Source organism: Haemophilus haemolyticus, assembly GCF_003493605.1.
Classification (GTDB): Bacteria; Pseudomonadota; Gammaproteobacteria; order Enterobacterales; family Pasteurellaceae; genus Haemophilus; species Haemophilus haemolyticus_J.
Genome location: NZ_QQKA01000010.1, coordinates 48,723 through 73,489, shown reverse-complemented (window position 1 = coordinate 73,489; position 24,767 = coordinate 48,723). Strand labels below are relative to the sequence as shown.

Sequence of the window (24,767 nt, the reverse complement as noted above, 5' to 3'; positions counted from 1 at the left end):
CAAAGAATTATCCTGGCGGCGATAGTGCGGTGGAACCACCTGAACCATACCGAACTCAGAAGTGAAACGCTGTAATGCCGATGGTAGTGTGGGGCATCCCCATGTGAGAGTAGGGCACCGCCAGGTTCTAATTACAGATTGAAAAGTGAAGAGATAAAAAAGAAAACCCCATGTCGAAAGATATGGGGTTTTTGTTTTTTTAGAAGTTTATACTTTAACAAAATAAGTTTAAATAAAGTTTATGTTTATTAGTGAGAAAAATACGCACTAGTGATACAATCCACAAAATTTTAAGAAAGGTACCCTATGGCTCGTAAGAAAAAAACACGTCGAATTACAGATATTATGCCAATTCGCAAAGCAGATAAAAAAATAGATATAACAAAAGCGCGCTCTGGTAAAAAGCTTACTCGTTATGAATTGGATGCTAAAGCTCGTGAAGATAAGAAAAAACGTAAGCATAAAGGTTTAGCTTCAGGATCTCGTCATAGTGCAGTTGAAGAAAAAGCGAATAAACTTCAAAATGAAATTAAAGATCCAAAAATTGGTAGTAAGAAAAAGGTTCCGTTGGTTGTTGAATTTGTTAATAAGCCTGAAAAAGGTCAAGTAATTCCTGTAATAAAACAGGTGAAAAAACAAGATCCAATGAAAGAGCTTGAAAATCTGGAAAATAATGAAATTCTTAATGAATTATTGGATGCTTTAGATGCGGGTAAAACTATTAGTAAATCAGATCAACAATTTGTAGATGAATGCTTAGATCGAATTTCTGAGTTAATGGAAGAACTTGGCATTGAAGACGAAGATGAAAGCGAAGATGATTTATACCGCACTTTCGAGCGTATGGATATTAATCAATTTAGGTAATCTATGATTTGGATATTTTTTGTCATCGCACTTTTCTTGGTAACTGGATTGACTCTATATGCAATCCGTTTATTAAAGCAGTTAAAAGTTCAAAAGGAATTGATTGCTAAAGCTAAGAATAATCGGGTTATACGATTAAAAGAGAGCATTGATATTATTGCTCGTGCAATGCTGTCTGGAGAATGTAATCTTTCTGAAGGAGTAATTCGTCTTACAATGCTATTAAGACCTTTTGGTAAGAATTTATCATCTTATCCTGCGATGGCTAATTTATATGAAGTGGTGCGTGATATGCCTACACATGATGACCGTAAACTACTTGAGAAAAGAGAAAGAATGCGTCTGGATTTAGCTCGAGAAAGTGCAGAAGCACAGTTTGAAAAAAATATTAAACAAGAATTGTATATTTTATTAGAAGATATTAAATCTATTGAGCTAATTTAAATATTATAATTTTAAAGAAAAATGCACTAAGTCTCTCCTAGCGCATTTTTTATGATTATTTTTAACGATTTTGTTCAAAAAATAATACCGTTGCTGCAACACGAGAATGAACATTTAATTTACGTAATAAATTACGGATATGTACTTTTACGGTTTCTTCTGAAATAAACAGTTGTGCTGCAATTTGTTTGTTTGATAAGCCAGTTGCAATTTGACGAAGTACGCCCATTTCGCGATCCGTTAAGCTGTCTAACGGATTATCTTCGTGAGTACGTTCTAATAATAAATTTTTAATAGAATCACTCAGAATGACTTCGCCTTGTGCTATGCGCTTGATTTGCTCTAGCAATGTATCAGGTTCAGTATCTTTTAACAAATAACCATCTGCACCTGCATCAATCAGAGTATAAATATCATTTTTTGCATCAGACACTGTTAAAATTAAAATTCGCGCATCAATGCCTTCTGCACGTAATCCTTTGAGCGTATCTAACCCAGAAAGTCCTTTCATGTTGAGATCTAAAATGATCACATCAGGTGATGTTTGTAATGCCACAGAAATCCCTTCTGTGCCGCTGCTTACGTCAGCCACTACTTCAAAGTTATCGTCTAATTCTACAAGTTGTTTAATGCCACGACGCATTAATGGATGGTCGTCAATCAATAAAACTTTTAGTTTATCTTGCATAATTTCCCCCTTAGTGGTTAGAAGTCCACTTTAAAAAGCATGACATTTTATAAAGAATTCAATTCTATGCCAATCTAGAATAGAAAAAAATTTGATTTATCTCACAAACTTACTGTTTGAGGTAGGCTGATTTATGGACAGAAAAAGAGCGGTAGAAAAATAGATAATTTTTTTACCGCTCTTTTAGGATAAGAAAGATTAAATGGTCGACTCTAATGCCCAAAGTTCTTGTAAGGTTTCTCGACGACGAATTAAATAGGATTTATCTCCATCTACTAGAACTTCTGCAGTACGAGGTCTTGAGTTATAGTTTGATGACATGCTTGCTCCATAGGCGCCTGCTGAGCATTGAGCTATATAATCATCTTCAGCAATAGAAAGTTCTCGTTGTTTGCCTAAGAAATCTGACGTTTCACAAACTGGCCCGACAACATCATAAATGGCTTTTTCTCTTGCTAAAGTGCGGTCAATTTCGACGATGTTCATATAGGCTTCATACAATGCAGGGCGGATCATATCGTTCATTCCTGTGTCGGTAATGGCGAAATTACGGCTTTCATTACTTTTTAAGTATTGTACTTTTGCTACTAGAATACCCGCATTGGCAGAAATTGCTCTGCCTGGTTCAAGAATAATTTCAAGTTCGGGATAATCTTTTAGTTTTTCTAATAATGCATTTGCGTAATCGCTTGGATGCGGTGGTGTTTCATCTGTATAAGTCACACCTAAGCCACCGCCTAGATCGAGATGTTTTAATTTAATTCCATCTTCTTTTAATTGTTCCATTAGGACAATTAAGCGATCTGTTGCATCTAAGAATGGTTGTAATTCAGTGAGCTGTGAGCCTATGTGGCAATCCATTCCTGTTATTTTTATGTTTGGTAGCATTGAGGCTAATTTATACACTTCTCGAGCTTCATCTACACTTACGCCAAATTTATTTTCTTTTAATCCTGTTGAAATATAAGGGTGTGTATGTGCATCAACATCTGGATTTACACGTAAAGAAATAGGTGCGATTTTACCCATTTCTCCTGCGATTTGGTTAATGTGTTTGAGTTCAGAAACTGATTCCACATTAAAGCAACGGATTCCAACTTCTAGTGCTCGAATAATTTCTTCTCGGGATTTAGCTACGCCCGAAAAGACTACTTTCGATGCGTCGCCACCTGCGGCGAGTACACGCTCAAGTTCGCCTTGCGAGACAATATCGAAACCTGAACCCAGTTTTGCCATGATATTTAATACACCGATATTCGAGCAAGATTTTACGGCAAAGCAAATTAAGTGAGGACGCTTACCGAAGGCTGAGTCAAAAGCATGCCAATGGCGTTCAAGTGTTGCACGAGAATATACATAAAGAGGTGTACCGAATTGTTCAGCAAGTTGTTGAACCGGAATATCTTCAGCATAAAGCTTATTATTTTTATATTGGAAGAAATTCATGTTGTGTTCCTGTTTTTTTGGGATTTTAATTGGATAATCGCTTATTTGGTTTGTTGTGCTTGTTCTTTTTCTGGGAAATATAAAGGACCTTTTACGCCGCATCCTGTTGCCACAATGCAAACTGCACTAAGCACTAAAATTGATAGTAGTTTTTTCATTTTTCTCTCTCTTACTTATCGGTAAATCCGCCTTTCACAAGCTTAAGAAAGGCTTTATAATTTGCTGCATTCTATCAGATTTAAACAGGAACATTTTATGAATATTGCAGAATTTCACCAAAATATTGAACAAGTTTGGCAAAAAATTGAAGAAGAATTAGAAGCGCAAGGTGCGGATGTAGATTGTGAAACGCAAGGTTCTGTATTTACAATCACCTTTGATAATCGCACACAAATAGTGATTAACAAGCAAGAACCATTACTTGAGCTTTGGATTGCGAGTAAATTAGGTGGTTTTCATTTTGCTTTTAAAAATGGCGACTGGGTTTCTAATGACGGAAAACGTTTTTGGGATTGTTTAGTCGAATCTTGTGCTGCACATGGCGAGAACGTACAGTTCTAAGATGCTTGATTCTCATTTATCACCAAAAATAATAGAAAAACCAACCGCACTTTCTGTTTTGAAATCGGTTTTTGGTTATCAATCTTTCCGTAAAGGGCAGGAAGAAGTCATTAATGCCGCTTTAAATGGACACGATGCTTTGGTGGTAATGGCAACGGGGAATGGAAAATCGCTTTGTTACCAAATTCCCGCACTTTGTTTTGAGGGTTTAACTTTAGTGATTTCTCCGCTGATTTCCTTGATGAAAGATCAAGTGGATCAGCTGCAAGCTAATGGAATTGAGGCCGATTTTCTTAATTCTAGTCAGACTTTAGAGCAGCAGCAACAAGTACAAAATAAGCTTATTTCTGGGCAACTTAAACTGCTTTATGTGTCGCCAGAAAAAGTGATGACGAACAGTTTCTTTCAACTTATTTCTTATAGCAAAGTCTGCTTTATTGCGATTGATGAAGCACATTGTATTTCTCAATGGGGGCATGACTTTCGCCCTGAATATACCCAGCTTGGCGGTTTAAAAGCTAGTTTCCCTCATGCGCCGATTATGGCGCTCACTGCGACAGCCGATTATGCGACTCGCCAAGATATTTTGACTCACCTCAATCTAGAAAATCCACATAGATATATTGGTAGTTTTGATCGACCAAACATTCGTTATACCTTGGAAGAAAAATATAAACCAATGGAGCAACTGACACGTTTTGTGTTGGCTCAAAAGGGCAAGAGTGGGATTATTTATTGCAACAGCCGAAATAAGGTTGAGCGAATTGCGGAAAGTTTACGCAATAAAGGTGTCTCTGCTGCTGCTTATCATGCGGGAATGGAAACGGCACTGCGTGAGCGTGTGCAACAGGATTTTCAGCGTGATAATGTTCAAGTAGTCGTCGCAACCATTGCTTTTGGAATGGGTATTAATAAATCCAATGTGCGGTTTGTTGCCCATTTTGATTTACCTCGTAGTATTGAATCTTACTATCAAGAAACAGGTCGAGCAGGACGTGATGATTTGCCTGCCGAGGCGGTTTTGTTTTATGAGCCGGCGGATTACGCTTGGTTACAAAAAATTCTCTTAGAAAAACCAGAAACGCCACAGCGTCAGATTGAGCAACATAAATTAGAAGCTATTGGGGAATTTGCTGAAAGCCAGACTTGTCGCCGTTTAGTTCTTCTCAATTATTTTGGTGAGCATCGGCAAACACCATGCAATAACTGTGATATATGCCTTGATCCTCCTAAAAAATATGATGGATTAGTCGATGCGCAAAAAGTAATGTCTACTATTTATCGAGTGGGGCAATGTTTCGGTGCACATTATGTGATTGCGGTGCTGCGTGGCATGCACAATCAGAAACTTATTGAACGCCAACATGATAAACTTTCAGTGTATGGTATCGGAAAAGATAAAAGCAAAGAGCATTGGCAGTCTGTTATTCGTCAGCTTATTCATTTGGGGTTTGTGCAACAGGTCATTGGTGAATTAAATCCAACGTTGCAACTTACTGAAAGTGCAAAAGCGATTTTGAAAGGTGAAGAATCATTAGAACTGGCAATGCCTCGTATTTCTTCAATCAGTAAAATTGCCCATAATCCACAACGTCAAGGTGTTGCAAATTACGATAAGGATTTATTTGCACGCTTGCGTTTCTTGCGCAAACAAATTGCCGATAAAGAAAATATTCCACCGTACATTGTCTTTAATGATGCGACCTTGCAAGAAATGGCACAATATATGCCAACAAATAATATTGAAATGCTGCAAATTAATGGCGTGGGCTCTATCAAATTAGAGCGGTTTGGTCAGCCGTTTATGGCATTGATTCAGGAACATAAAGCAATTTTGGCGAAAGCGCAAAATAATGAGTAAGTATCGAAAGTGCGGTTAAAAATCACCGCACTTTTTGTTATACTTGCGCCAATTTTTTCAGTTCTTAGAATCTAAGGTTAAACAATGCGTACAAGTCAATATTTATTCTCCACTCTTAAAGAAACGCCAAATGATGCACAGGTCGTGAGCCACCAATTAATGTTGCGTGCAGGTATGATTCGCCCAATGGCATCAGGTTTATATAACTGGCTACCTACAGGTATTCGCGTATTGAAAAAAGTAGAAAAGATTATTCGCGAAGAGATGAACAAAGGTGGTGCAATTGAGGTGTTAATGCCTGTTGTGCAACCTGCGGAATTATGGGAAGAATCAGGCCGTTGGGATCAATATGGCCCTGAGCTTCTTCGTTTTGAAGACCGTGGAAACCGTAACTTTGTACTTGGGCCAACTCATGAAGAGGTAATCACCGATTTAGTGCGTCGTGAAGTTTCTTCATATAAACAACTTCCACTGAACTTATATCAAATTCAAACGAAATTCCGTGATGAAGTGCGCCCTCGTTTTGGTGTAATGCGTTCGCGTGAATTTATTATGAAGGATGCGTATTCATTTCATACTACACAAGAAAGTTTGCAAGAAACCTATGATGTGATGTACCAAGTGTACAGTAACATTTTTAACCGTTTAGGCTTAGATTTCCGTGCGGTGCAAGCGGACACAGGGTCTATTGGTGGTTCAGCTTCCCATGAGTTCCAAGTGTTAGCTTCAAGCGGTGAAGATGATGTTGTATTCTCAACAGAATCGGATTTTGCCGCGAATATTGAGCTTGCTGAAGCGGTAGCTATCGGTGAGCGTCAAGCACCAACCGCTGAAATGTGTTTAGTTGATACACCAAATGCGAAAACTATTGCAGAGTTGGTGGAGCAATTCAACTTGCCAATCCAGAAAACCGTGAAAACCTTGATTGTGAAAGGTGTAGACGAAAATCAACCGCTTGTTGCGTTGATTATTCGCGGAGACCACGAATTAAACGAAATTAAAGCACAAAAACACCCATTAGTAGCAGATCCTCTTGAGTTTGCAGATGAAGCTGATATTAAAGCGAAAATTGGTGCAGGTGTGGGGTCATTAGGCCCTGTGAATTTAAATATTCCTGCAATTATTGACCGCACTGTGGCGTTAATGTCTGATTTTAGTTGTGGCGCGAATATCGATGGAAAACATTATTTCAATGTGAACTGGGAACGCGATGTAGCAATGCCTGAAGTATTTGATTTACGTAATGTAGTGGAAGGTGATCCAAGTCCGGATGGTAAAGGCACGCTTCAAATTAAACGTGGTATTGAAGTAGGACATATTTTCCAACTGGGTAAAAAATACTCTGAAGCAATGAAAGCGACCGTGCAAGGCGAAGATGGTAAACCGCTTGTGATGACAATGGGTTGCTACGGCATCGGCGTAACTCGCGTGGTTGCTTCAGCGATTGAACAGCATCATGATGATCGCGGTATTATTTGGCCTTCAGATGAAATCGCCCCATTCACTGTAGCGATTGTGCCAATGAATATGCACAAATCTGAAGCCGTGCAAAAATACGCTGAAGAACTTTACCGCACTTTACAATCACAAGGCGTAGATGTGATTTTTGATGATCGTAAAGAACGCCCGGGCGTGATGTTCGCCGATATGGAACTTATCGGTGTGCCGCATATGGTTGTAATCGGTGAGAAAAACCTAGAGAACGGTGAAATTGAATATAAGAACCGTCGTAATGGTGAAAAAGAAATGATTAGTAAAGATCAGTTGCTCAGCGTTTTAAACAAGAAGTTAGGTAATCGCTAATCAGCATTTTATTTTGTATATTGTGACAAAAGAGCGGCTATTTTTTAGCTGCTCTTTTTGTTGATTTAACGTTTATATTGAACCATGTTTAATCCAAACTAAATGCTCGAATATAAGGTAGTTTTCCTTTTTCTAGCATTTCTTGAATACCGCTTTGATGGTCATTGGTACCTAAACCTCTTAATTCTAAAGTTACACCAATGCTATTATCGTAAACGACCTCATTATGCTTTTGATTTTGATGGCTTGTGACATAGCGTCTAGCACCGACACCAACCGCCCAACAACAGCTGTTATACTGGACGCCAATATATTGTTCTACTGGTTTTTGTAAGGCGAGATCTTGATAATAGCGCCCTACTACAGCCCAATTATTGGCAATTTCCCAGCCTACAACTAATCCTACTTGTTGGATATCTTGTTGATATGCGTTAGCTGATTTACCTAAGTTTTGGTTAATATATTCTTGGTTAGCATATCGATAATTTAACTGAATTAAATTATTTTTTTCAGGATTATATTCTAGTGATGTATTTGCTAATGATGTTGAATTGGTATGAGTATCAAATTGATAACTACCACGCCAATGCCATTTATCACTCATTTTCCAATTAGATTCTAATGCCCAAGCTGATGATGAAGTCGGCGTTTTATTTGCAGGGTTTTCATCAATACGAGAATTACTTAAGTAATAAATTTGACCTGCAGATAAATTAAAGCGTTCCTCTCCACCAATATCATAAAAACGCGTTGTGCCACCCAAGGTAACTTGATTCGCCGATGAAATTCGGTCTAAACCACTATAACGGCGATCACGGAATAACGAATAGTAATCTTGCTGTACTAATGCTGAATCGTAACCAAATCCTAAATACTCATTATTAAGTTTTGAACCAATATTGCTTTGATTTCGGTAAGGACGATATAAATACTGCACATGCGGTTCGAAAGTTTGTGTATAGTCTTTTAAGAACGTTGTATCGCGTGCTAATACGCTTTGTAAATCAACTTTAAATTGTGGAATAACTCGATTTACCGTTTTTTGCACGTCCTCTGCATTTTTCCCTGAACCTTTTTTCTGATCGTAGCGAGTCGCATAAAGTTTAGTTTCAATATTCAAACTGCCGTATTTATTTGACATTAAAGAATTTAGGCTAGGCTCTGCATGGAAACGCCATGCAGTTGGCATTAATTCACTGTCATTATCAAAACGAACAGCTTGTGAATGTAATTTAAAATTTAGCCATCCATTAGCTAAATCATGTTTGTAGTAATTGAAATCTAATTGTGGCATTGCACGATAAGGGCCGATGTTTACAATATCATCAAAAATTTGGAACTGACGTGCAGAAAGAGAAAAATTATAATTTGGTTGATAATAAGCTATGCGAGCATATTGGTTTGCGTAGCCGTCAGTACTGCGACCATACACGGACTCAAAATCACTGAAATAACGTTTGTCGCTTACTCGGGTATAATCAATATTTAAGCGCCAATTTTGCAAAAAGCTAGAATTGTGATTCCAATAGAACAAATGACGTTTTCGATTATCACTAGAATATTCAGAGTAACGATCCTTACCTAAATATTCTCCTGCCACTTTACCTTCACCAATAGGGGTTAAATAGCGAAATTCCCCATTTGCTTGCCAACCACGGCGAGACATATATTTCGGGGTAAAAGTAAGATCGTAATTAGGCGCGATATTCCAATAAATTGGTTGTGCATACCAAAGACCATCTCGGCTAGATGTTCCCGCACTTGGAATCAATAAGCCAGAACGACGACGATCTCCAATGGGTAATTGTAAGTAAGGGGTATAAAAGACAGGAACGCCATGCACTTTGAAACGAGCATGCCACATTTCAGCATATTCTTCTTTCACGTATTGACGAATTTCTGACGCATCTACTGCCCAAGCATTATCACCTTGCAAACATGACGTAAAGGTTGCATTCTTCATTACACGATAATTATTATGCAGTGTTATATTATCAGCTTTACCACGTCCTTGACGACCGACAAATTCATATTCTGAATTTGTTAAATTACCATCGTGACTATCTAAATTAAACTCTGCATCTTTACCCAACATATTGATCTGATTATCTTTATAATCAAATCCATTGCGGACATAAGCCATGCGTAAAGGCGTTGATTGGTTTCCTGATTGTTTTACCTGCACGGATTGTGCTAACAAATGACGATTGCCTTGTTTCAAATCCACATTACCTTGATAGGTCGCATCATTTGGCTGATTAATTTCTGCATTATCCGCTTCAATATAGACAGGCAGAGAATTCACATCACCCGTCACGACTTCACCGCTAAATTTTGGCACGCCCATTAAACATTGTTCATGCAAATCTGCCAAACTTTGTTGGCTATAAAGTGCGGTCAAAATAGCAAGTGAAATTAAAGTGTGTTTTTTATTCATCGTCTTATTTTAATTTGTCAGAAAATTGGTCAGATTATACTGGAAAAAGCTCTAGGCTAGTAATATTTTTCAATAAACTGTTGATGGAATGTATCTAGAGTTTTCTATAATTTTTCTTGCATAAAATTAAAGGGAGTGGCCTAGATAACTACACTGATCTGCACCCCAAAAGTTGGACTAAACAACGAACTGATTAAGGTGTAGATTTTTTATGACTAAACTCAACCAATCCTTCAAACAACAAGTGAGCGGTTTTTATCTTCAACATGGTAAAAATCGTTCTCTCACCAGACAACATTTTCAACTTACAGAACAAACATTAAATCGTTGTATTAAACAATTCAATCACAATGGAAACAATGGGTTAGAAGTCAGAGGCAAGAAACAAACGTATTTTCCAGAATTTAAACTCTCGGTTGTTCAAGCGGTTAAACAAGGAAAATGTTCTGCAGAATCTGCTTGTCTGCATTTCGGTATTGCCAATTCAGGGATAATCAGTCAATGGTTGCAAGCCTTTGAAAGACAAGGTATAAACGGTTTAATGCCAAAACCTAAAGGTCGTCCTAGTATAAAACCACAATATCCCAAAATGCTACCTAAACCCAAAACTGAGATTAAGGGAAAGGGGAAAAATAAGAGAAAAAAATACCGCACTTACCAAGGTGAAAGAGGTCGTATTGCTGATAATTTATTAGCTCGTAACTTTACCGCAAGCCAACCAAACGAAAAGTGGGTAACAGACCTCACTGAATTGAAATGTGCAGAAGGTAAGCTGTATTTATCGCCCATTAAAGACTTATTTAATCATGAAATCATTGCCTATGATTTATCAAGAAGTTCGAATTTTGAGCAGAACACTCGAATGATGGCGCAAGCGGTAACAAGGCTTAATGGGAAAACGCCTATTTTACATTCAGACCAAGGATGGCAATATCAAATGAGAGGGTATCAAGTAATCCTCTTAAAACACGGTATTCGAAAAAGTATGTCGAGAAAAGGAAATTGTTTAGATAATGCGGCGATGGAGAGTTTCTTTAGGCGGTTAAAAACGGAGTGTTACGAAGGGAAACAGTTTGATACTTTCGAACAACTCAAAAAAACGATTCATGAGTACATTCATTATTACAATCATGAGCGTATTCAGGGGAAACTAAAAGGACTAAGCCCTGTGGAGTACAGAACTCAGTCCTTGATTTAACAGTCTAACTTTTTGGGGTAGATCATTTAGTCGTTATCTAGTACAGCCCCAAAATTAATTTTTCGCTGCTGCCGCTGCTTTTACAATTACTGCAAATGCTGAGGCTTTTAATGATGCGCCACCCACTAATGCACCGTCGATGTCTGGCTGAGTAAATAATTCAGCGGCATTTGCATCATTTACAGAACCGCCGTATTGAATAATTACTTGGTCTGCCACGGCTTGAGATTTCGCAGCGATGTGACCGCGGATAAATGCATGAACGGCTTGCGCTTGTGCTGGGGTCGCAGATTTACCCGTACCGATCGCCCAGATTGGTTCATAAGCGATCACTGCACCGTTGAATGCTTCTACGCCTAATGCATTGATGACTGCATCAATTTGACGTGCGCACACTTCTTCTGTTTTGCCTGCTTCGTTTTCTGCTTCAGATTCACCAATACATAATACTGGCACTAAACCTGCTTCTTTAAGTGCGGCGAATTTTTTCGCCACAAATTCATCACTTTCTTTGTGGTAAGTACGACGCTCAGAATGGCCAATAATGATATATTTTGCACCGAAATCTTTTAACATTTCGCTAGAAATATCACCAGTAAATGCACCTTTCACATTGATATCTACGTTTTGTGCACCTAATTGAACCACACTTTTACCGCCACAACTGCAACCACAACCAGAAAGTGCAGCTTCAGCCGTACCTAAATACATAACGGGGGGGGCAATTGCTACATCACAACCTGTTACATCATGTAATTCCGCTTTTAATCCCTCGATTAATTCTTTGGTGAACGCTTTAGAACCGTTTAATTTCCAGTTACCCATCACTAAAGGACGACGTGCCATTTTTATTTCTCCATAGTTGATAAAATTAACTCGCTTACTATACCAAAATTTCGCCACGATTCTTTGCAGAAGATCATAAAATTAAAAAAATTCTCATAGAAAGATGATTATCTTGTGCTAAAAAGCTACAATTACCTGTATGGAACCAATAAAAAATAACCAATTATGAAACTTTTCAAAGCTGAACAATGGAATATTGAAGTGCTTCTTCCTCTTTTTGAAACCTATCGCCAAGCCTATGGACAAGCAGAGAATCCAGAACGCACCCTGGCTTTTTTAACTAATCGTATGCGTTTTAATGAAAGTCTGTTTTTTATTGCGGTGGATGAAAATGAAAAGGCTATTGGCTTTGTGCAGCTTTTCCCTCGCCTTTCTTCTTTACAATTACAACGCTATTGGCAAATCACCGATATTTTTGTGTTAGAACATGCTCAACAAACGGAAATTTATGCGGCGTTGATTTCTAAAGCAAAAGACTTTGTGCATTTCACGCAATCCAATCGTTTAGTAGCGGAATTAGCGCAAAATCAATATTCAATGTTGGAATCGGAAGGGTTTAAATTAAACCCGAAAGAACGTTTATTTGAATTGAGTTTGTCATGCTAACCGCGTTAAATCGTTATTGGGATTATTTGCGGATTGAACGCCAAATGAGCCCTCACACGCTCACCAATTATCAACATCAACTTGATGCCATCATCAAAATTTTAGCGCAACAAGATATTCACGCTTGGGCACAAGTGACACCCAGCGTGGTGCGCTTTATTTTGGCGGAAAGCAAAAAACAAGGCTTAAAAGAAAAAAGCTTGGCTTTGCGTTTATCCGCATTGCGTCGATTTCTCAGTTTTTTGGTGCAACAAGGCGAATTGAAAGTAAATCCTGCTACAGGTATTTCCGCACCGAAACAAGGTAAGCATTTACCGAAAAATATGGATGGCGAGCAAGTTCAGCAGTTGCTTGCCAACGATAGCAAAGAGCCGATTGATATTCGTGATCGTGCTATTTTAGAATTAATGTATAGTTCAGGTTTACGTTTATCGGAATTACAAGGCTTAGATTTAAACAGCATTAATACCCGTGTGCGGGAAGTGCGTGTTATCGGGAAAGGCAACAAAGAGCGTGTAGTGCCATTTGGGCGTTACGCTTCGCATGCTATTCAAGAATGGTTAAAAGTGCGGGCATTATTTAACCCAAAAGATGAGGCGTTATTTGTTAGCCAGCTTGGAAATCGTATTTCTCATCGAGCTATTCAAAAACGTTTGGAAACTTGGGGAATTCGTCAAGGCTTAAATAGCCATCTTAATCCGCACAAACTGCGTCATTCTTTTGCGACGCATATGTTGGAAGCCAGTTCTGATTTACGCGCTGTGCAAGAATTGCTTGGGCATAGTAATCTTTCCACCACACAAATTTATACTCACTTAAATTTTCAACATCTAGCAGAAGTGTACGATCAGGCTCATCCAAGAGCGAAACGTAAAAAGTAAAAATGCGGTGAAATTTCACCGCACTTTTGTAAGATTTATCCCACCATTTTCTTTAACTGATACAAATATGCCAAGGCTTGTTTAGGGCTTAAATCATCGGGATCCAGTTTTTCAATAGCCTCTCTTAGTGCATCCGTTTCTTGTTCAAACAATAATTCACCTTGAGTGTGATTGGCTTCACGCAATGCCTGAATTTGCTGTTCGGCTGAATGGCCTGATGTTTTTTCTAATTGTGTCAATTTCTGTTTTGCCAGTTTAATAACGGATTGTGGCACGCCAGCCAAAGCTGCCACCGCCAAACCATAACTTTTACTTGCTGCACCATCTTGTACGGCGTGCATAAAGGCGATGGTGTTGTTATGCTCAAGGGCATCTAAATGAATATTGGCGATGCCTTCTAGCTGTTCAGGCAACGCAGTTAATTCAAAATAATGGGTGGCAAATAATGTAAGCGAGCGGATTTTTTTGGCTAACCATTCTGCACAAGCCCAAGCTAAGGATAAGCCATCATAAGTGGATGTGCCACGACCGATTTCATCAATAAGGACGAGACTTTGCGCTGTAGCTTGATGAAGAATATTTGCCATTTCAGTCATTTCCACCATAAAGGTTGAACGTCCTGAGGCTAAATCATCAGACGCACCAATTCGAGTAAAAATACGATCAATTGGCCCAATTCGCACTCTGTCTGCCGGCACAAAGCTGCCGATATAGGCAAGCAACGTAATTAATGCGGTCTGGCGCATATAAGTGCTTTTACCGCCCATATTTGGCCCAGTGATAACTAACAAATGACGGTTGTGATTTAACTCCACTGGGTTGGCGATGAAAGGATCTTTCAATACTTGTTCCACGACAGGATGGCGACCATTTTCAATTTTCACGCTCACTTCATCACAGAATGTTGGCATAACGTAATTGAGGGTGTCTGCCCGCTCCGCAAGATTGACCAATACATCCAATTCAGAAAGTGCAAGGCTTGCCAGCTGTAAGGTGCCTAAGTGCGGTAATAATAAATCAAACAATTCATCATAAAGCTGCTTTTCTAACGCTAACGCTGCGCCTTTCGATTTCAGCACTTTGTCTTCATATTCTTTGAGTTCAGGAATAATGTAACGCTCTGCATTTTTCAGGGTTTGACGACGAACATAATGAATGGGCGCTTTATGCGCTTGGCCTTGGCTAATTTGAATGTAATAACCATGCACTGCATTAAAACCGATTTTTAACGTATCAATGCCTGTGCTTTCACGCTCACGTTTTTCGAGGTTTTCCAAATATTGCGTTGCACCATCAGACAGCATACGCCATTCGTCCAACTCGGCATGGTAACCTTCAGCAATCACGCCACCATCCCGAATTAAAAGCGGAGGCGTTTCAATCAATGCACGTTGCAATAAATCGCACTGCTCGCTGAAATCGGCAATTTGGCTGAAAAGAGCGGTTAAAAATGGCGGTGTTTTTTGTTGCACAATCGCGCGTAATACTGGAATTTGTTCTAATGCCGTGCGCAAGCGAGTGAGATCGCGAGGACGCGCTGAACGTAGCGCCACACGCGCTAAAATACGCTCCATATCACCGACTAATTGCAAATAAGGCTGAAGTTCATCAACCAAATCAAAATTCAGAATTTCCGCAATCGCTTGTTGGCGTTGTTTTAATCTTTCCACATCACGAATAGGCTGGTGAATCCAACGTTTCAATAAGCGGCTGCCCATTGGCGTAACGCATTTATCCAATACAGACGCTAGCGTATTTTCTGTGCCACCCGCAAGGTTTTGCGTCAATTCAAGATTTCTGCGAGTGGCGGCATCTAACTGAATACAGTCTTGATTTTGAATTAAGCTAATGCTTTGAATATGGGGTAATGCAGTACGTTGGGTTTCTTTTGCATATTGCAATAAACAACCTGCCGCACTTAAGCCGAGCGGAGATTTTTCCACACCAAAGGCGCGTAAATCTTTTGTGCCAAATTGGCGATTCAGTAAGGTAATGGCAGTGCTAAGTTCAAATTCCCAAATCGGGCGACGGCGTAATCCCTTGCAATGTTCAATCGCAGCCATTTCATTAAATTCTTCACAATACAGCAATTCCACAGGTGCAATACGTTGCAGTTCAGCACGCAATGTTTCTTTATCTGCAGGTTCACAAAGCTGAAAACGGCCAGAAGTCATATCTAAAGTGGCTAATCCAAATTTTTCTTTTTCTTGATATACCGCAGCAATCAGATTGTCTTGGCGCTCTGGCAAAAGCGCTTCATCACTCACCGTACCGGGTGTAACAATTCGCACAATTTGGCGCTCCACCGGCCCTTTGCTTGTCGCTGGATCACCAATTTGTTCGCAAATCGCCACAGGCTCACCCAACTGAACCAATTTTGCTAAATAACCTTCTACTGCATGATAAGGCACCCCAGCCATTGGAATGGGTTGCCCTGCTGATTGACCTCGTTTCGTCAAAGAAATATCCAACAATGCGGCCGCTTTTTTCGCATCGTCATAAAACAACTCGTAAAAATCCCCCATGCGATAAAACAACAAAATATCTGGATTCTCTGCTTTGAGTTTTAGATATTGTTGCATCATTGGCGTGTGCTGTTGGAAATTTTCTTCAGAAGTCATGTCATTACCTGTTTTGGAAACTGAATAAAGAGAGATTTTGTGGCGGCTATTTTAGGTGCCGAAAGGGGAAAAAGCCAGATAAAAAAGAGCGGTGAAAATTTGTTGAGTTTTTTCACCGCTCTTTCAGTTGATATTTATCCTTTAAAGACAGGCAAGTAGTCAAACATTGCTAGAAAATGGAAAATAGCCACAAAAACACCAAATAATGCAATGAAGATTATTAATCCATTTCCACCAAAAACTCGGAATGTTGTTGCTGCTGCATTTATTTTGCGAGATTTATAAGCAAGAAGCGCTGGAATTATGCAAGTCCAAATTGTCGCTACTGCGCCGGCATACCCAATGGCTTTTAAGAAACCCAATGGAAATAAAATTGACATAATTAGTGGAGGTAGGAAAGTCACTGCCCATGACTTTGTTCGTCCAATTTTGCCATTATCAAATTTGAAGAAATCAGCGAGATAATCGAATACGCCTAACCCTACGCCAATAAAAGATGACAAAATTGCGGCGATAGAAAAGGCATTAATCATTTGTTTAACCATGTTAGATTCTATTACCCCACCTAAAGCGTTAAGTAATATATCTAGATTGCCATCACTAGCTATTACAGGTGCAAATTGATCGCGAGGCAAATTTCCAAAAATTGAAAAAATCCAAAGTAAATAAAGAGTAAGAGCAATTGCTGTTCCGCCTAAAATAGCGTATTTCGCTTTTTTCTCTTCCCCATAGTAGGCTCGCATCGTACAAACAGAATGATGGTAACCGAAAGATGTTAACGCAACAGGAAACATCCCTACCGCATATTTTGCATAGTTTGTATCTTTTCCACCAATATCTAATAAAGTATCTAAACTAATATTAGTTGCTAATCCATAAGTACTAAAAATAAAAGCAAACCCCATGAATACAATCAATAAAACAGATATTCTGTCTACAATGCGAGTGGAATGCCAAACAAAGAAGGAAAAGACTAATACAAATACAGTGGAGCAAATTGCCAATGTAGATGAACCAAAATCAATCCACGGTTTAATAAGGTTTTCTAGTATACCTCCAGATGCAGTGGTATAAGCATAAAGTAAAATACCCCCGACAAAATACACCGCAAGATTATTAATAGAATTGATAGTTGAACCGAGCATATCTTTAGTTACGGTACTAAATGATGCTCTTAAATCATAAGTAGAATAGGCCTCAAGTAATAACCAGCCTGATAATGTCATGATTATCATCGTTAAGCAAATTGCTAATGCTGACCATATTGTCCAAGCTCCAGCACCAGATGTTGGTAAACCAAGCATTCCAGCTCCGACGCAAACACTAGCAATAATACAGGCACCACCAAAAATGGAAGGTTGTTTTTTCATAGAACATCCTTATCAATAACAAATTATTGAGTTAGCTGTTGATAAAAAAATGCAGTTCAAAATGAACTGCATTTTTCGTGATATTATTCAACTTCTTTTAAACGTGCCGTAAAGTGGCGGAGAACTTTTGGTTCATAAGTAAAGGTTAAACCCTTAATATTCTCTGCATTTTCTTTCACTTTTTGGAACGCCTCAATAATGAAATCCATATGAGTTTGCGTATAAGTTGCACGTGGTACAGTTAAGCGTAAAAGCTCAGCTGGACACGGTAGTTGTTTACCCGTCTTCGGATCTCGTCCTAATAAAAATGAGCCAATTTCTACCGCTCTTATACCTGCAACTTTATAAAGTTCGCAAGAAAGTGCTTGTGCTGGGAATTGGTCGGCTGGAATATGTGGTAATAATTTACCTGCATCTACGAACGCTGCGTGGCCACCCGGTTGTTGACAAGGCACACCAATTTTTTCTAAGCCTGCAACCAAATATTCAATTTGCGCAATACGATAAGCCAGCCATTCTTGGCGCATACCATCATGCAAGCCAACAGCCAAGCGTTCCATTGCACCACCTTCTAAACCACCATAAGTAGGGAACCCTTCTTGCACAACACAAAGCGTTCTACACTCGTGATAAACATCCTCCATTGATTGATCTTTAAACGCTAAAATACCGCCCATTGGTACCATAGCATCTTTTTTGGCGGACATCGCTAAACCGTCAGCATAGCGATAACTTTCGTAAGTAATTTGTTCAATAGTCCAGTCTTTATAAGCTTCTTCACGTTGTTGAACAAAATAGGCGTTTTCTGCAAAACGAGCTGAATCCATGATAACTGGAATATCGTATTTACGCGCAATTTCATACATGCCTTTTAAGTTTGCAATAGAAACTGGCTGACCACCCGCAGAGTTACAAGTAATGGTACATACAATGTAAGGTACATTATGTGCTCCCACTTCTTGAATGCCTTTTTCTAATTTTTCTAAATCGAAATTACCCTTAAATGGATGTTTTGCTGTTGTATCAAATGCCTCTTTGATATAAACATTGCGAACCGTTGCCCCATTAATTTGGCTATGTCCTTGTGTGGTATCAAAGAAATAGTTAGAGAAAACCACCATTTTGCTGCGATCTAAACCTTTCTCACGTTCACGTTTAGCAATCAATACTGGAATATAAATTTGTTCAGCACCACGGCCTTGGTGAGTAGGGATTGTATATTCATAACCAAAAATATCTTTCACTGCTTTAGCTAGCGCATAATAACTGCGACTGCCACTATAGGCTTCATCGCCACGTAACATTGCAGCTTGCATATCTTGTGTAACAGCGCCAGTACCGCTATCTGTGAGTAAGTCAATGAAAATATCTTCACTATCCAATAAAAATGGATTCATGCCTGATTTTAAGATCGCTTGTTCACGATACTCACGAGTAGTTCTTTTTACTGGTTCAATAACACGAATGCGGAAAGGTTCAGGTAAATGTTTAAAATTTTCCATAGCAAAATCCCCAAAAATTAATTTGCTTAGTTTAAATAAAAAATTATTTTCTAAAATGAAAACACGTTGATGGTTAATAAGAAAGGATTAACGAATTATGGGAAAATAAAAAGATAATCTTGGATCAACAAGAACCCAAGTTTGGTTAGGAGAGAGCAAGTTGAGCATATTAAACTCCTTTTAAGAGAAGAGAAACTTAATAAAACTTAACACTGACTTCTAACTACGAAGCATTATCAGAATAATATAAAATTTAATATTGTCATCTATTATTTTTTTATTTTGTGATACTCCTCACAGAATATTTTTAATAAAAAAAGAGCGGTGAAAATTTATTGAGATTTTTCACCGCTCTTTGTTAGAAAAAGATTAACGTCTTGGTAGGTAACGTACTGGATCCACTGATTTACCTTTATAGCGAATTTCAAAGTGGAGTTTCACGGTATTTGTACCAGAGCTACCCATTTTTGCGATTTCTTGACCAGCTTTGACTTCTTGTTGATCGGTTACAAGAATTTTGTCGTTATGCGCATAAGCACTTAGGAAATCATCATTATGTTTGATGATGATTAAATTACCATAACCACGTAAAGCATTGCCAGCATACACGACGCGACCTGATGCAGCCGCTTTTACCGCTTGTCCACGAGAACCACTAATATCAATCCCTTTATTTCCGCCATCAGTATTGGAGAAACCTTGAATGATATTACCTGAAGTCGGCCATTGCCATGCCACATTCGATGCGATTGGTGCAACAACATTGGCATTAATCGGTGTGCTATTAGTGTTCTCTACTGGTGTTGTTGGTACTGATGGTGTTGTCGCAGGGGCAACTGGTGCAGTTGCAACCGGTACCATTGCAGGTGCGCTATTCGCTACACCTGCGCCAGATTTAATTGGTCCAATGATTGTGCCATCAGATCCCATTTGCGTACCATTTGCACCTGGCGTATAGGTGACTGCTGGTTCTGCAGGTGCTGTCGGTGCAGCCGCAGTAGTTGTTGTCGTTGCTGCCGCAGGTTGTTTTACTGGAACCGTTGTTGTCACTGTTTTTGTACCACAATTAGAAATTTTTAAAGTTTGACCTAGGCTCAAGCTATAAGGCTCGGTCATGTTATTCAATGCGGCTAACTCTTTTACATCAATCCCCGCCAAGTAAGCGATTAAGAACATCGTATCGCCTTTGTTTACTTTATAGGTATTGCCTTTGTAAGATCCTTTTTCAATTTGGCTATAATCTGGGGCATTGGTATTTGGATTGCGTGGAACATTAATATGTTGCGAATCTACGCAATCAGAAACAGTTTTAGTGATTGTTTTTGTTTGTACAGCTGGCGCTGGCATAGCTGTTTTTTGAGCTGGCTGAAATGCTGGCTGTGCAGGTTTGAATGCCGGTTGAATAGGCGCTGCTGGCATAGCAGGCTGTTGATAGGTTGGTTGGAAATTTGGCTGTGGCGTTTGTACACCTGTTGGAATACCACCCATTGGTGGTACGGTGTTTTTTTGAATTTCAGGTTGCCAAGAACCGCCCGTGCTCTCGCCATTTACAGGTTGCATAATACCAGGTGAAAGGGTGTTATCTGCATTGGTAATTGGCGCAGGAGAATTAGAGGTACAAGCCGATAATACAACAAGACTCAAAGGGAGTAAGAGAAATGATTTTTTCATAGTAATTCCTTATTGTTCTTTTATTATTTCGTTTGCGCTGGCATTGTATTTTTTTTAATTTCCGGCATAAAGCTACCGCCAGCAACAGCGCCTGTGCCTTCTACTGGTTGCATGATGCCGTTTGGCAACGCATCTGGATCTTTAACTGGTTCTGATGCACATCCAACTAATACGAATCCAGCCATTAAAATAAGACCTAATTTATTCATTTTTCTATCCTAGTTTTTCAATATAAAGTAAGCTATGACAGCCAGTGCCACCACTGACCAACCAATAATTTCAATAGATTTTCGCAATTTTGCTGCGAATTTTTCACCGCCCCATGCGGCTAATTTTGCCACCAGCAAGAAGCGCGCTAAACGTGAAACAAATGCGGTGATGGCAAAAGGGAAAAATGCCATTTGCATTACCCCAGAGCAGAGCGTAAACACCTTGTAAGGAATTGGGCTAAAACCTGCCACAAACACAACTAATACGCCCCATTGCTCAAACCAATTTATGGCTTTTGCCCAATGCGCACCATATCCCCATTGTTGCACAATGTTTTCTACCCAATCCGTTGCATAATAACCAATAGCGTAACCGATAACCCCACCGATGACAGAAGCAATTGCCGTATAAAATGCAAATTTCACCGCACTTTTTGGCTTTGACATAGACATTGGGATCAACATCACATCGGGTGGAATAGGAAAAAATATCGCCTCGATAAAACTAACAAAAGAAAGCCAGAAAGTCGCAAAACGGTGCGTTGACCATTGCATAGTTTTATCGTACATCGTGCCGAAAATTTTCATATTTCTTCTCTAGTTAGTAAAACGCGCCATTATTCCTGCTCTAACCAATCTTGTAAAGCCGAAAGTGAATGATGTGCAGTAAGATCTGCCTGAATTGGCGTGATAGACACATAACCATTTTTTACTGCATGGAAATCTGTTCCCTCGCTTTCATCCTCAGGTAATGCTGAAGGGCCAATCCAATAAATGGTTTCATCACGAGGATCCCTTTGTTTAATGACTTCTGCAGACGAAGCTCGGTAACCCAAGCGACACACCTTGTAACCTTTTAATTCTTCAAAAGGTAAATCCGGCACATTAATATTAATAATTTCACGAGGATTTAATAATTGATGATGTAATTTTGGAATGAGATCACACACCACTCGTGCTGCTGTTTCATAATGTTGACGACCATCTAACGAAACCGCAATAGCAGGTAACCCTAAATGGCGACCTTCAAGAGCTGCAGCTAATGTGCCTGAATAAATCGTATCATCGCCCATATTACAACCCGCATTAATGCCCGATACCACTAAATCTACTTGGCCAGATAAAAATCCATTTAACGCTAAATGTACACAATCTGCTGGTGTACCATTCACACAATAATCGCCATTGTCTAAATGGCGTGGGCGCAGTGGCTCCACTAATGTGAGCGAGCTTGATGCTGCACTTCGATTACGATCGGGTGCAACAACAATGACTTCTGCAATTTTTCTTAATTCTGTTGCTAAAACTTGAATGCCTTCCACGTGAAAACCGTCATCATTACTGACTAAAATTCGCATTGTACTTCCTTATGCTTCTGTATAATTTACTAACTCACGAACCAATGCCGTGGCATAACTGCCTGCTGGCAAATAAAATTTCAACCGCAAGCCTTCTGGCTCAAATGCCCAAGAAAACGCTTTTGCTTTCATTAATAATGGACGACGCGCTGCCTTCATTCTTTCTTGTTTCATTAAAGGATCGAAGACTGAATGCTGGCTCACAATTTCATTTTCAATATCGCTTGCGGCCAACACATCTTCTCCAATTAAAGGGGCGGTGAGTAAAATATCTTGATTTTCTAACCGCACTTGTAAGGCATTTAAGTCTTCTTTTTCATCCGCTTTGAACCAGCTATGCGAACCGGCTAATTGCACAATATCATTTGGTAAAACTTGATTTGTTGTGCCCTTTGCAATACGCGCAGCCACAACCAGATTGAAAATCTCACTGCGCGCGGCGGAAAGATAAAAACTGCGTTTTTTGCGATCTTTTACCTTGATTTCCCCTTGCGCCCAACGCAATGCTTGCGTGAGGTTATGACCATCTCGACCAAAACGTTGTTCCGTAAAATAATTTGGGAAACCAAAATTTGCTACAAAATCCAACCGCGCTTTAAGCTCATCAGATTCTTCTGCACCGCGTAATAAAATATCGAAATAATTTCCCTCAAGGCTACCCGTGCGAATTTTTCGGTTATGTCGAGTAACCGTTAAAATCTCTACGCCATCTAATTCAAATTGACTGAAATCGGGCGTTTCCATTCCTGGCATTTGTAAACAAAACCATTGTTCTGTCACCGCTCGACGATCTTTCAACCCCGCATATCCCATATTGCGTTCAGAAACACCGGCAAATTTAGCTAATTTTTCGCCAACAAATAAGGTGTTGCAATCTGTTTTGCGTACATACAAGGCAACAAACTCACCGTCACCTGACATTTCATAGCCTAAATGCTCTTTTACAATAAAATCCACACATTCAGCCTTTAAAAGTGCGGTGGTTTTTGGCGGTGTTTTTAATGCCAAATAAGGGAGTTGCTCGAGCATGGTTTAGGGTTCTTTTTTATAGAAAATAATTGCGCGAAATTTTATGCGACTTTTGGTGATTTATCCACTAAAATAACCGCACTTTTATTCTTGTTGAAGGATTTTATTATGTCAAAATTGGCTGAATTACAAGCAGAAACCCGTGAAATTATCACTGATTTACTTAACGATGGTAGTGACCCGGACGCGCTTTATATTATTGAGCATCACATTGCTCATCACGATTTTGATTTGTTAGAAAAAATCGCGGTAGATGCATTTAAAGCCGGTTATGAAGTTTCCGAAGCAGAAGAATTTGAAGATGATGATGGTAAACCAATTTTCTGTTTTGACATTATCAGTGAAGTAGAATTAAAAGCGGAAATTATTGATGCGCAACAAAAAGAAATCCTTCCGTTATTAGAAAAACATAAAGGCATTTATGATGGCTGGGGCACCTATTTTGAAGACCCGAATGCCGATGACGATGAATACGGTGATGATGGGGAATTTTTTGATGATGAGGATGAAGAAGAACCTCGTGTGCATTAATCCGTAAAGCCTTGCGCACGGAATAATTTTCGTTACAATGATACGGCTTTTTTAACCGATTTTTTATAAGGAAAACATAATGAAAGTAGCAAAAAATGTAGTGGTGAGCATTGCTTACCAAGTTCGCACACAAGATGGCGTATTGGTAGATGAAGCTCCAGCGAATCAACCACTAGAATATTTACAAGGCCACAATAATTTAGTGATCGGTCTTGAAAAAGCGCTTGAAGGCAAAGAAGTAGGCGACAAATTTGAAGTACGTGTACAACCTGAAGAAGGTTACGGTGCATACAGCGAAAATATGGTTCAACGTGTACCAAAAGATGTATTCCAAGGTGTTGATGAACTTGAAGTCGGCATGCGTTTCTTAGCTGATACTGACATTGGTCCTGTTCCAGTGGTGATTACTGAAATCGATGGCGATGAAGTTGTGGTTGATGGAAATCACATGTTAGCGGGTCAAGAATTACACTTTACGGTTGAAGTTGTTGCAACGCGTGAGGCAACGTTAGAAGAAATCGCACACGGCCACGTTCACGGTGCGCATAGCCACCACCACGATGATGACGAAGAAGGTCACGGTTGTGGCTGTGGTGGTCATCACCACCATCATGACCATGATCACGAACACAGCGGATGCTGCGGCGGTGGTCACGGGCACGGACATGGTCACGGCAGCTGTGGCTGCGGTGGTCATTAATTAAAAACTGCCGAAAACATTACCGCACTTTAGCAATGAAGTGCGGTATTTTTTTATTAAAAATCCGACAAAATACGTTGAAAATATTGGATCCTGACTAACTTCTCGGTAGACTATAGCGCAATTTACTTAGAAAAT

At 39.3% G+C, this 24,767-nt stretch carries 24 protein-coding genes and 1 rRNA gene; 11 read left to right on the top strand and 14 right to left on the bottom strand.

Annotated features, from left to right (window positions below; all coding sequences use genetic code 11):
- The first annotated feature begins 11 nt into the window (after window positions 1–11).
- The 3 genes from rrf to DV424_RS07615 all read left to right on the top strand — a co-directional run bounded on the left by rrf (window position 12) and on the right by DV424_RS07615 (window position 1,311).
- A 5S ribosomal RNA gene (gene rrf / locus DV424_RS07625) occupies window positions 12–126 on the top strand.
- A gap of 180 nt (window positions 127–306) precedes the next feature.
- Window positions 307–867 carry a Der GTPase-activating protein YihI gene (gene yihI, locus DV424_RS07620; protein WP_118859605.1) on the top strand — a complete coding sequence of 187 codons (561 nt, stop codon included), beginning with the start codon at window positions 307–309 and terminating at the stop codon, window positions 865–867.
- Between the two features lie 3 nt (window positions 868–870).
- On the top strand, window positions 871–1,311 hold the full coding sequence (locus tag DV424_RS07615; protein ID WP_005655468.1) for a DUF2489 domain-containing protein: 441 nt from the start codon (window positions 871–873) through the stop codon (window positions 1,309–1,311).
- A gap of 61 nt (window positions 1,312–1,372) precedes the next feature.
- Here DV424_RS07615 and DV424_RS07610 read toward each other — a convergent pair whose 3' ends face one another.
- The 3 genes from DV424_RS07610 to lptM form a co-directional block, all read right to left on the bottom strand.
- Window positions 1,373–1,999, bottom strand: a complete 627-nt coding sequence (locus DV424_RS07610) for a response regulator (RefSeq protein ID WP_005629869.1) — start codon at window positions 1,997–1,999, stop codon at window positions 1,373–1,375.
- 198 nt (window positions 2,000–2,197) lie between these two features.
- On the bottom strand, window positions 2,198–3,445 hold the full coding sequence (gene lysA, locus DV424_RS07605; protein ID WP_118859604.1) for a diaminopimelate decarboxylase: 1,248 nt from the start codon (window positions 3,443–3,445) through the stop codon (window positions 2,198–2,200).
- A 41-nt stretch (window positions 3,446–3,486) separates the two neighbouring features.
- Window positions 3,487–3,603, bottom strand: coding sequence for an LPS translocon maturation chaperone LptM (gene lptM / locus DV424_RS09010; RefSeq protein ID WP_005643208.1), 117 nt, complete (start codon window positions 3,601–3,603; stop codon window positions 3,487–3,489).
- 97 nt (window positions 3,604–3,700) lie between these two features.
- Here lptM and cyaY point away from each other — a divergent pair, with 97 nt between their 5' ends.
- The 3 genes from cyaY to proS all read left to right on the top strand — a co-directional run bounded on the left by cyaY (window position 3,701) and on the right by proS (window position 7,670).
- Window positions 3,701–4,006, top strand: a complete 306-nt coding sequence (gene cyaY / locus DV424_RS07595) for an iron donor protein CyaY (protein ID WP_118859603.1) — start codon at window positions 3,701–3,703, stop codon at window positions 4,004–4,006.
- Between the two features lies 1 nt (window position 4,007).
- On the top strand, window positions 4,008–5,867 hold the full coding sequence (gene recQ / locus DV424_RS07590; RefSeq protein ID WP_118859602.1) for a DNA helicase RecQ: 1,860 nt from the start codon (window positions 4,008–4,010) through the stop codon (window positions 5,865–5,867).
- Window positions 5,868–5,951: 84 nt separating this feature from the next.
- Window positions 5,952–7,670 carry a proline--tRNA ligase gene (proS, locus tag DV424_RS07585; protein WP_118859601.1) on the top strand — a complete coding sequence of 573 codons (1,719 nt, stop codon included), beginning with the start codon at window positions 5,952–5,954 and terminating at the stop codon, window positions 7,668–7,670.
- 88 nt (window positions 7,671–7,758) lie between these two features.
- On the opposite strand, the gene lptD is transcribed toward proS, so the two are convergent.
- On the bottom strand, window positions 7,759–10,107 hold the full coding sequence (lptD, locus tag DV424_RS07580) for an LPS assembly protein LptD (protein ID WP_118859600.1): 2,349 nt from the start codon (window positions 10,105–10,107) through the stop codon (window positions 7,759–7,761).
- A 211-nt stretch (window positions 10,108–10,318) separates the two neighbouring features.
- Between lptD and DV424_RS07575 the strand changes: the two genes are divergently transcribed.
- Window positions 10,319–11,305, top strand: a complete 987-nt coding sequence (locus DV424_RS07575) for an IS3 family transposase (RefSeq protein ID WP_118859599.1) — start codon at window positions 10,319–10,321, stop codon at window positions 11,303–11,305.
- Between the two features lie 54 nt (window positions 11,306–11,359).
- Here DV424_RS07575 and tpiA read toward each other — a convergent pair whose 3' ends face one another.
- Entirely contained in the window at window positions 11,360–12,151 is a 792-nt protein-coding gene (gene tpiA, locus DV424_RS07570; RefSeq protein WP_118859598.1) for a triose-phosphate isomerase, read from the bottom strand.
- A gap of 165 nt (window positions 12,152–12,316) precedes the next feature.
- Here tpiA and DV424_RS07565 point away from each other — a divergent pair, with 165 nt between their 5' ends.
- A complete protein-coding gene (locus DV424_RS07565) occupies window positions 12,317–12,757 on the top strand; it encodes a GNAT family N-acetyltransferase (RefSeq protein ID WP_005692388.1) in 441 nt (146 codons plus the stop codon).
- On the top strand, window positions 12,751–13,638 hold the full coding sequence (xerC, locus tag DV424_RS07560) for a tyrosine recombinase XerC (RefSeq protein ID WP_005644230.1): 888 nt from the start codon (window positions 12,751–12,753) through the stop codon (window positions 13,636–13,638). The genes DV424_RS07565 and xerC overlap by 7 nt, the downstream gene beginning before the upstream one ends.
- A gap of 35 nt (window positions 13,639–13,673) precedes the next feature.
- Here xerC and mutS read toward each other — a convergent pair whose 3' ends face one another.
- From mutS to truD, 9 genes are all read right to left on the bottom strand, one after another.
- Window positions 13,674–16,259 carry a DNA mismatch repair protein MutS gene (mutS, locus tag DV424_RS07555; RefSeq protein ID WP_118859597.1) on the bottom strand — a complete coding sequence of 862 codons (2,586 nt, stop codon included), beginning with the start codon at window positions 16,257–16,259 and terminating at the stop codon, window positions 13,674–13,676.
- Window positions 16,260–16,393: 134 nt separating this feature from the next.
- Complete coding sequence (locus DV424_RS07550; RefSeq protein ID WP_118859596.1) at window positions 16,394–17,629, bottom strand: aromatic amino acid transporter; 1,236 nt, start codon at window positions 17,627–17,629, stop codon at window positions 16,394–16,396.
- Window positions 17,630–17,712: 83 nt separating this feature from the next.
- Window positions 17,713–19,131, bottom strand: a complete 1,419-nt coding sequence (tnaA, locus tag DV424_RS07545; protein WP_118790320.1) for a tryptophanase — start codon at window positions 19,129–19,131, stop codon at window positions 17,713–17,715.
- Between the two features lie 87 nt (window positions 19,132–19,218).
- A complete protein-coding gene (gene tnaC, locus DV424_RS09070) occupies window positions 19,219–19,299 on the bottom strand; it encodes a tryptophanase leader peptide (RefSeq protein ID WP_111696190.1) in 81 nt (26 codons plus the stop codon).
- 201 nt (window positions 19,300–19,500) lie between these two features.
- A complete protein-coding gene (nlpD, locus tag DV424_RS07535; RefSeq protein WP_118859595.1) occupies window positions 19,501–20,802 on the bottom strand; it encodes a murein hydrolase activator NlpD in 1,302 nt (433 codons plus the stop codon).
- A 23-nt stretch (window positions 20,803–20,825) separates the two neighbouring features.
- Window positions 20,826–21,011, bottom strand: a complete 186-nt coding sequence (locus DV424_RS07530; RefSeq protein ID WP_118859594.1) for a hypothetical protein — start codon at window positions 21,009–21,011, stop codon at window positions 20,826–20,828.
- A gap of 9 nt (window positions 21,012–21,020) precedes the next feature.
- Window positions 21,021–21,599 (bottom strand): YqaA family protein, encoded by a 579-nt coding sequence (locus DV424_RS07525; protein ID WP_065246487.1) that lies wholly within the window; start codon window positions 21,597–21,599, stop codon window positions 21,021–21,023.
- Window positions 21,600–21,628: 29 nt separating this feature from the next.
- Window positions 21,629–22,369, bottom strand: coding sequence for a 5'/3'-nucleotidase SurE (gene surE / locus DV424_RS07520; RefSeq protein ID WP_118859593.1), 741 nt, complete (start codon window positions 22,367–22,369; stop codon window positions 21,629–21,631).
- Between the two features lie 9 nt (window positions 22,370–22,378).
- On the bottom strand, window positions 22,379–23,398 hold the full coding sequence (gene truD / locus DV424_RS07515) for a tRNA pseudouridine(13) synthase TruD (protein ID WP_118859592.1): 1,020 nt from the start codon (window positions 23,396–23,398) through the stop codon (window positions 22,379–22,381).
- Window positions 23,399–23,506: 108 nt separating this feature from the next.
- Between truD and rraB the strand changes: the two genes are divergently transcribed.
- A complete protein-coding gene (rraB, locus tag DV424_RS07510) occupies window positions 23,507–23,929 on the top strand; it encodes a ribonuclease E inhibitor RraB (RefSeq protein WP_005629906.1) in 423 nt (140 codons plus the stop codon).
- 79 nt (window positions 23,930–24,008) lie between these two features.
- Window positions 24,009–24,629, top strand: coding sequence for a peptidylprolyl isomerase (gene slyD, locus DV424_RS07505; protein ID WP_005644067.1), 621 nt, complete (start codon window positions 24,009–24,011; stop codon window positions 24,627–24,629).
- Window positions 24,630–24,767: the final 138 nt, after the last annotated feature.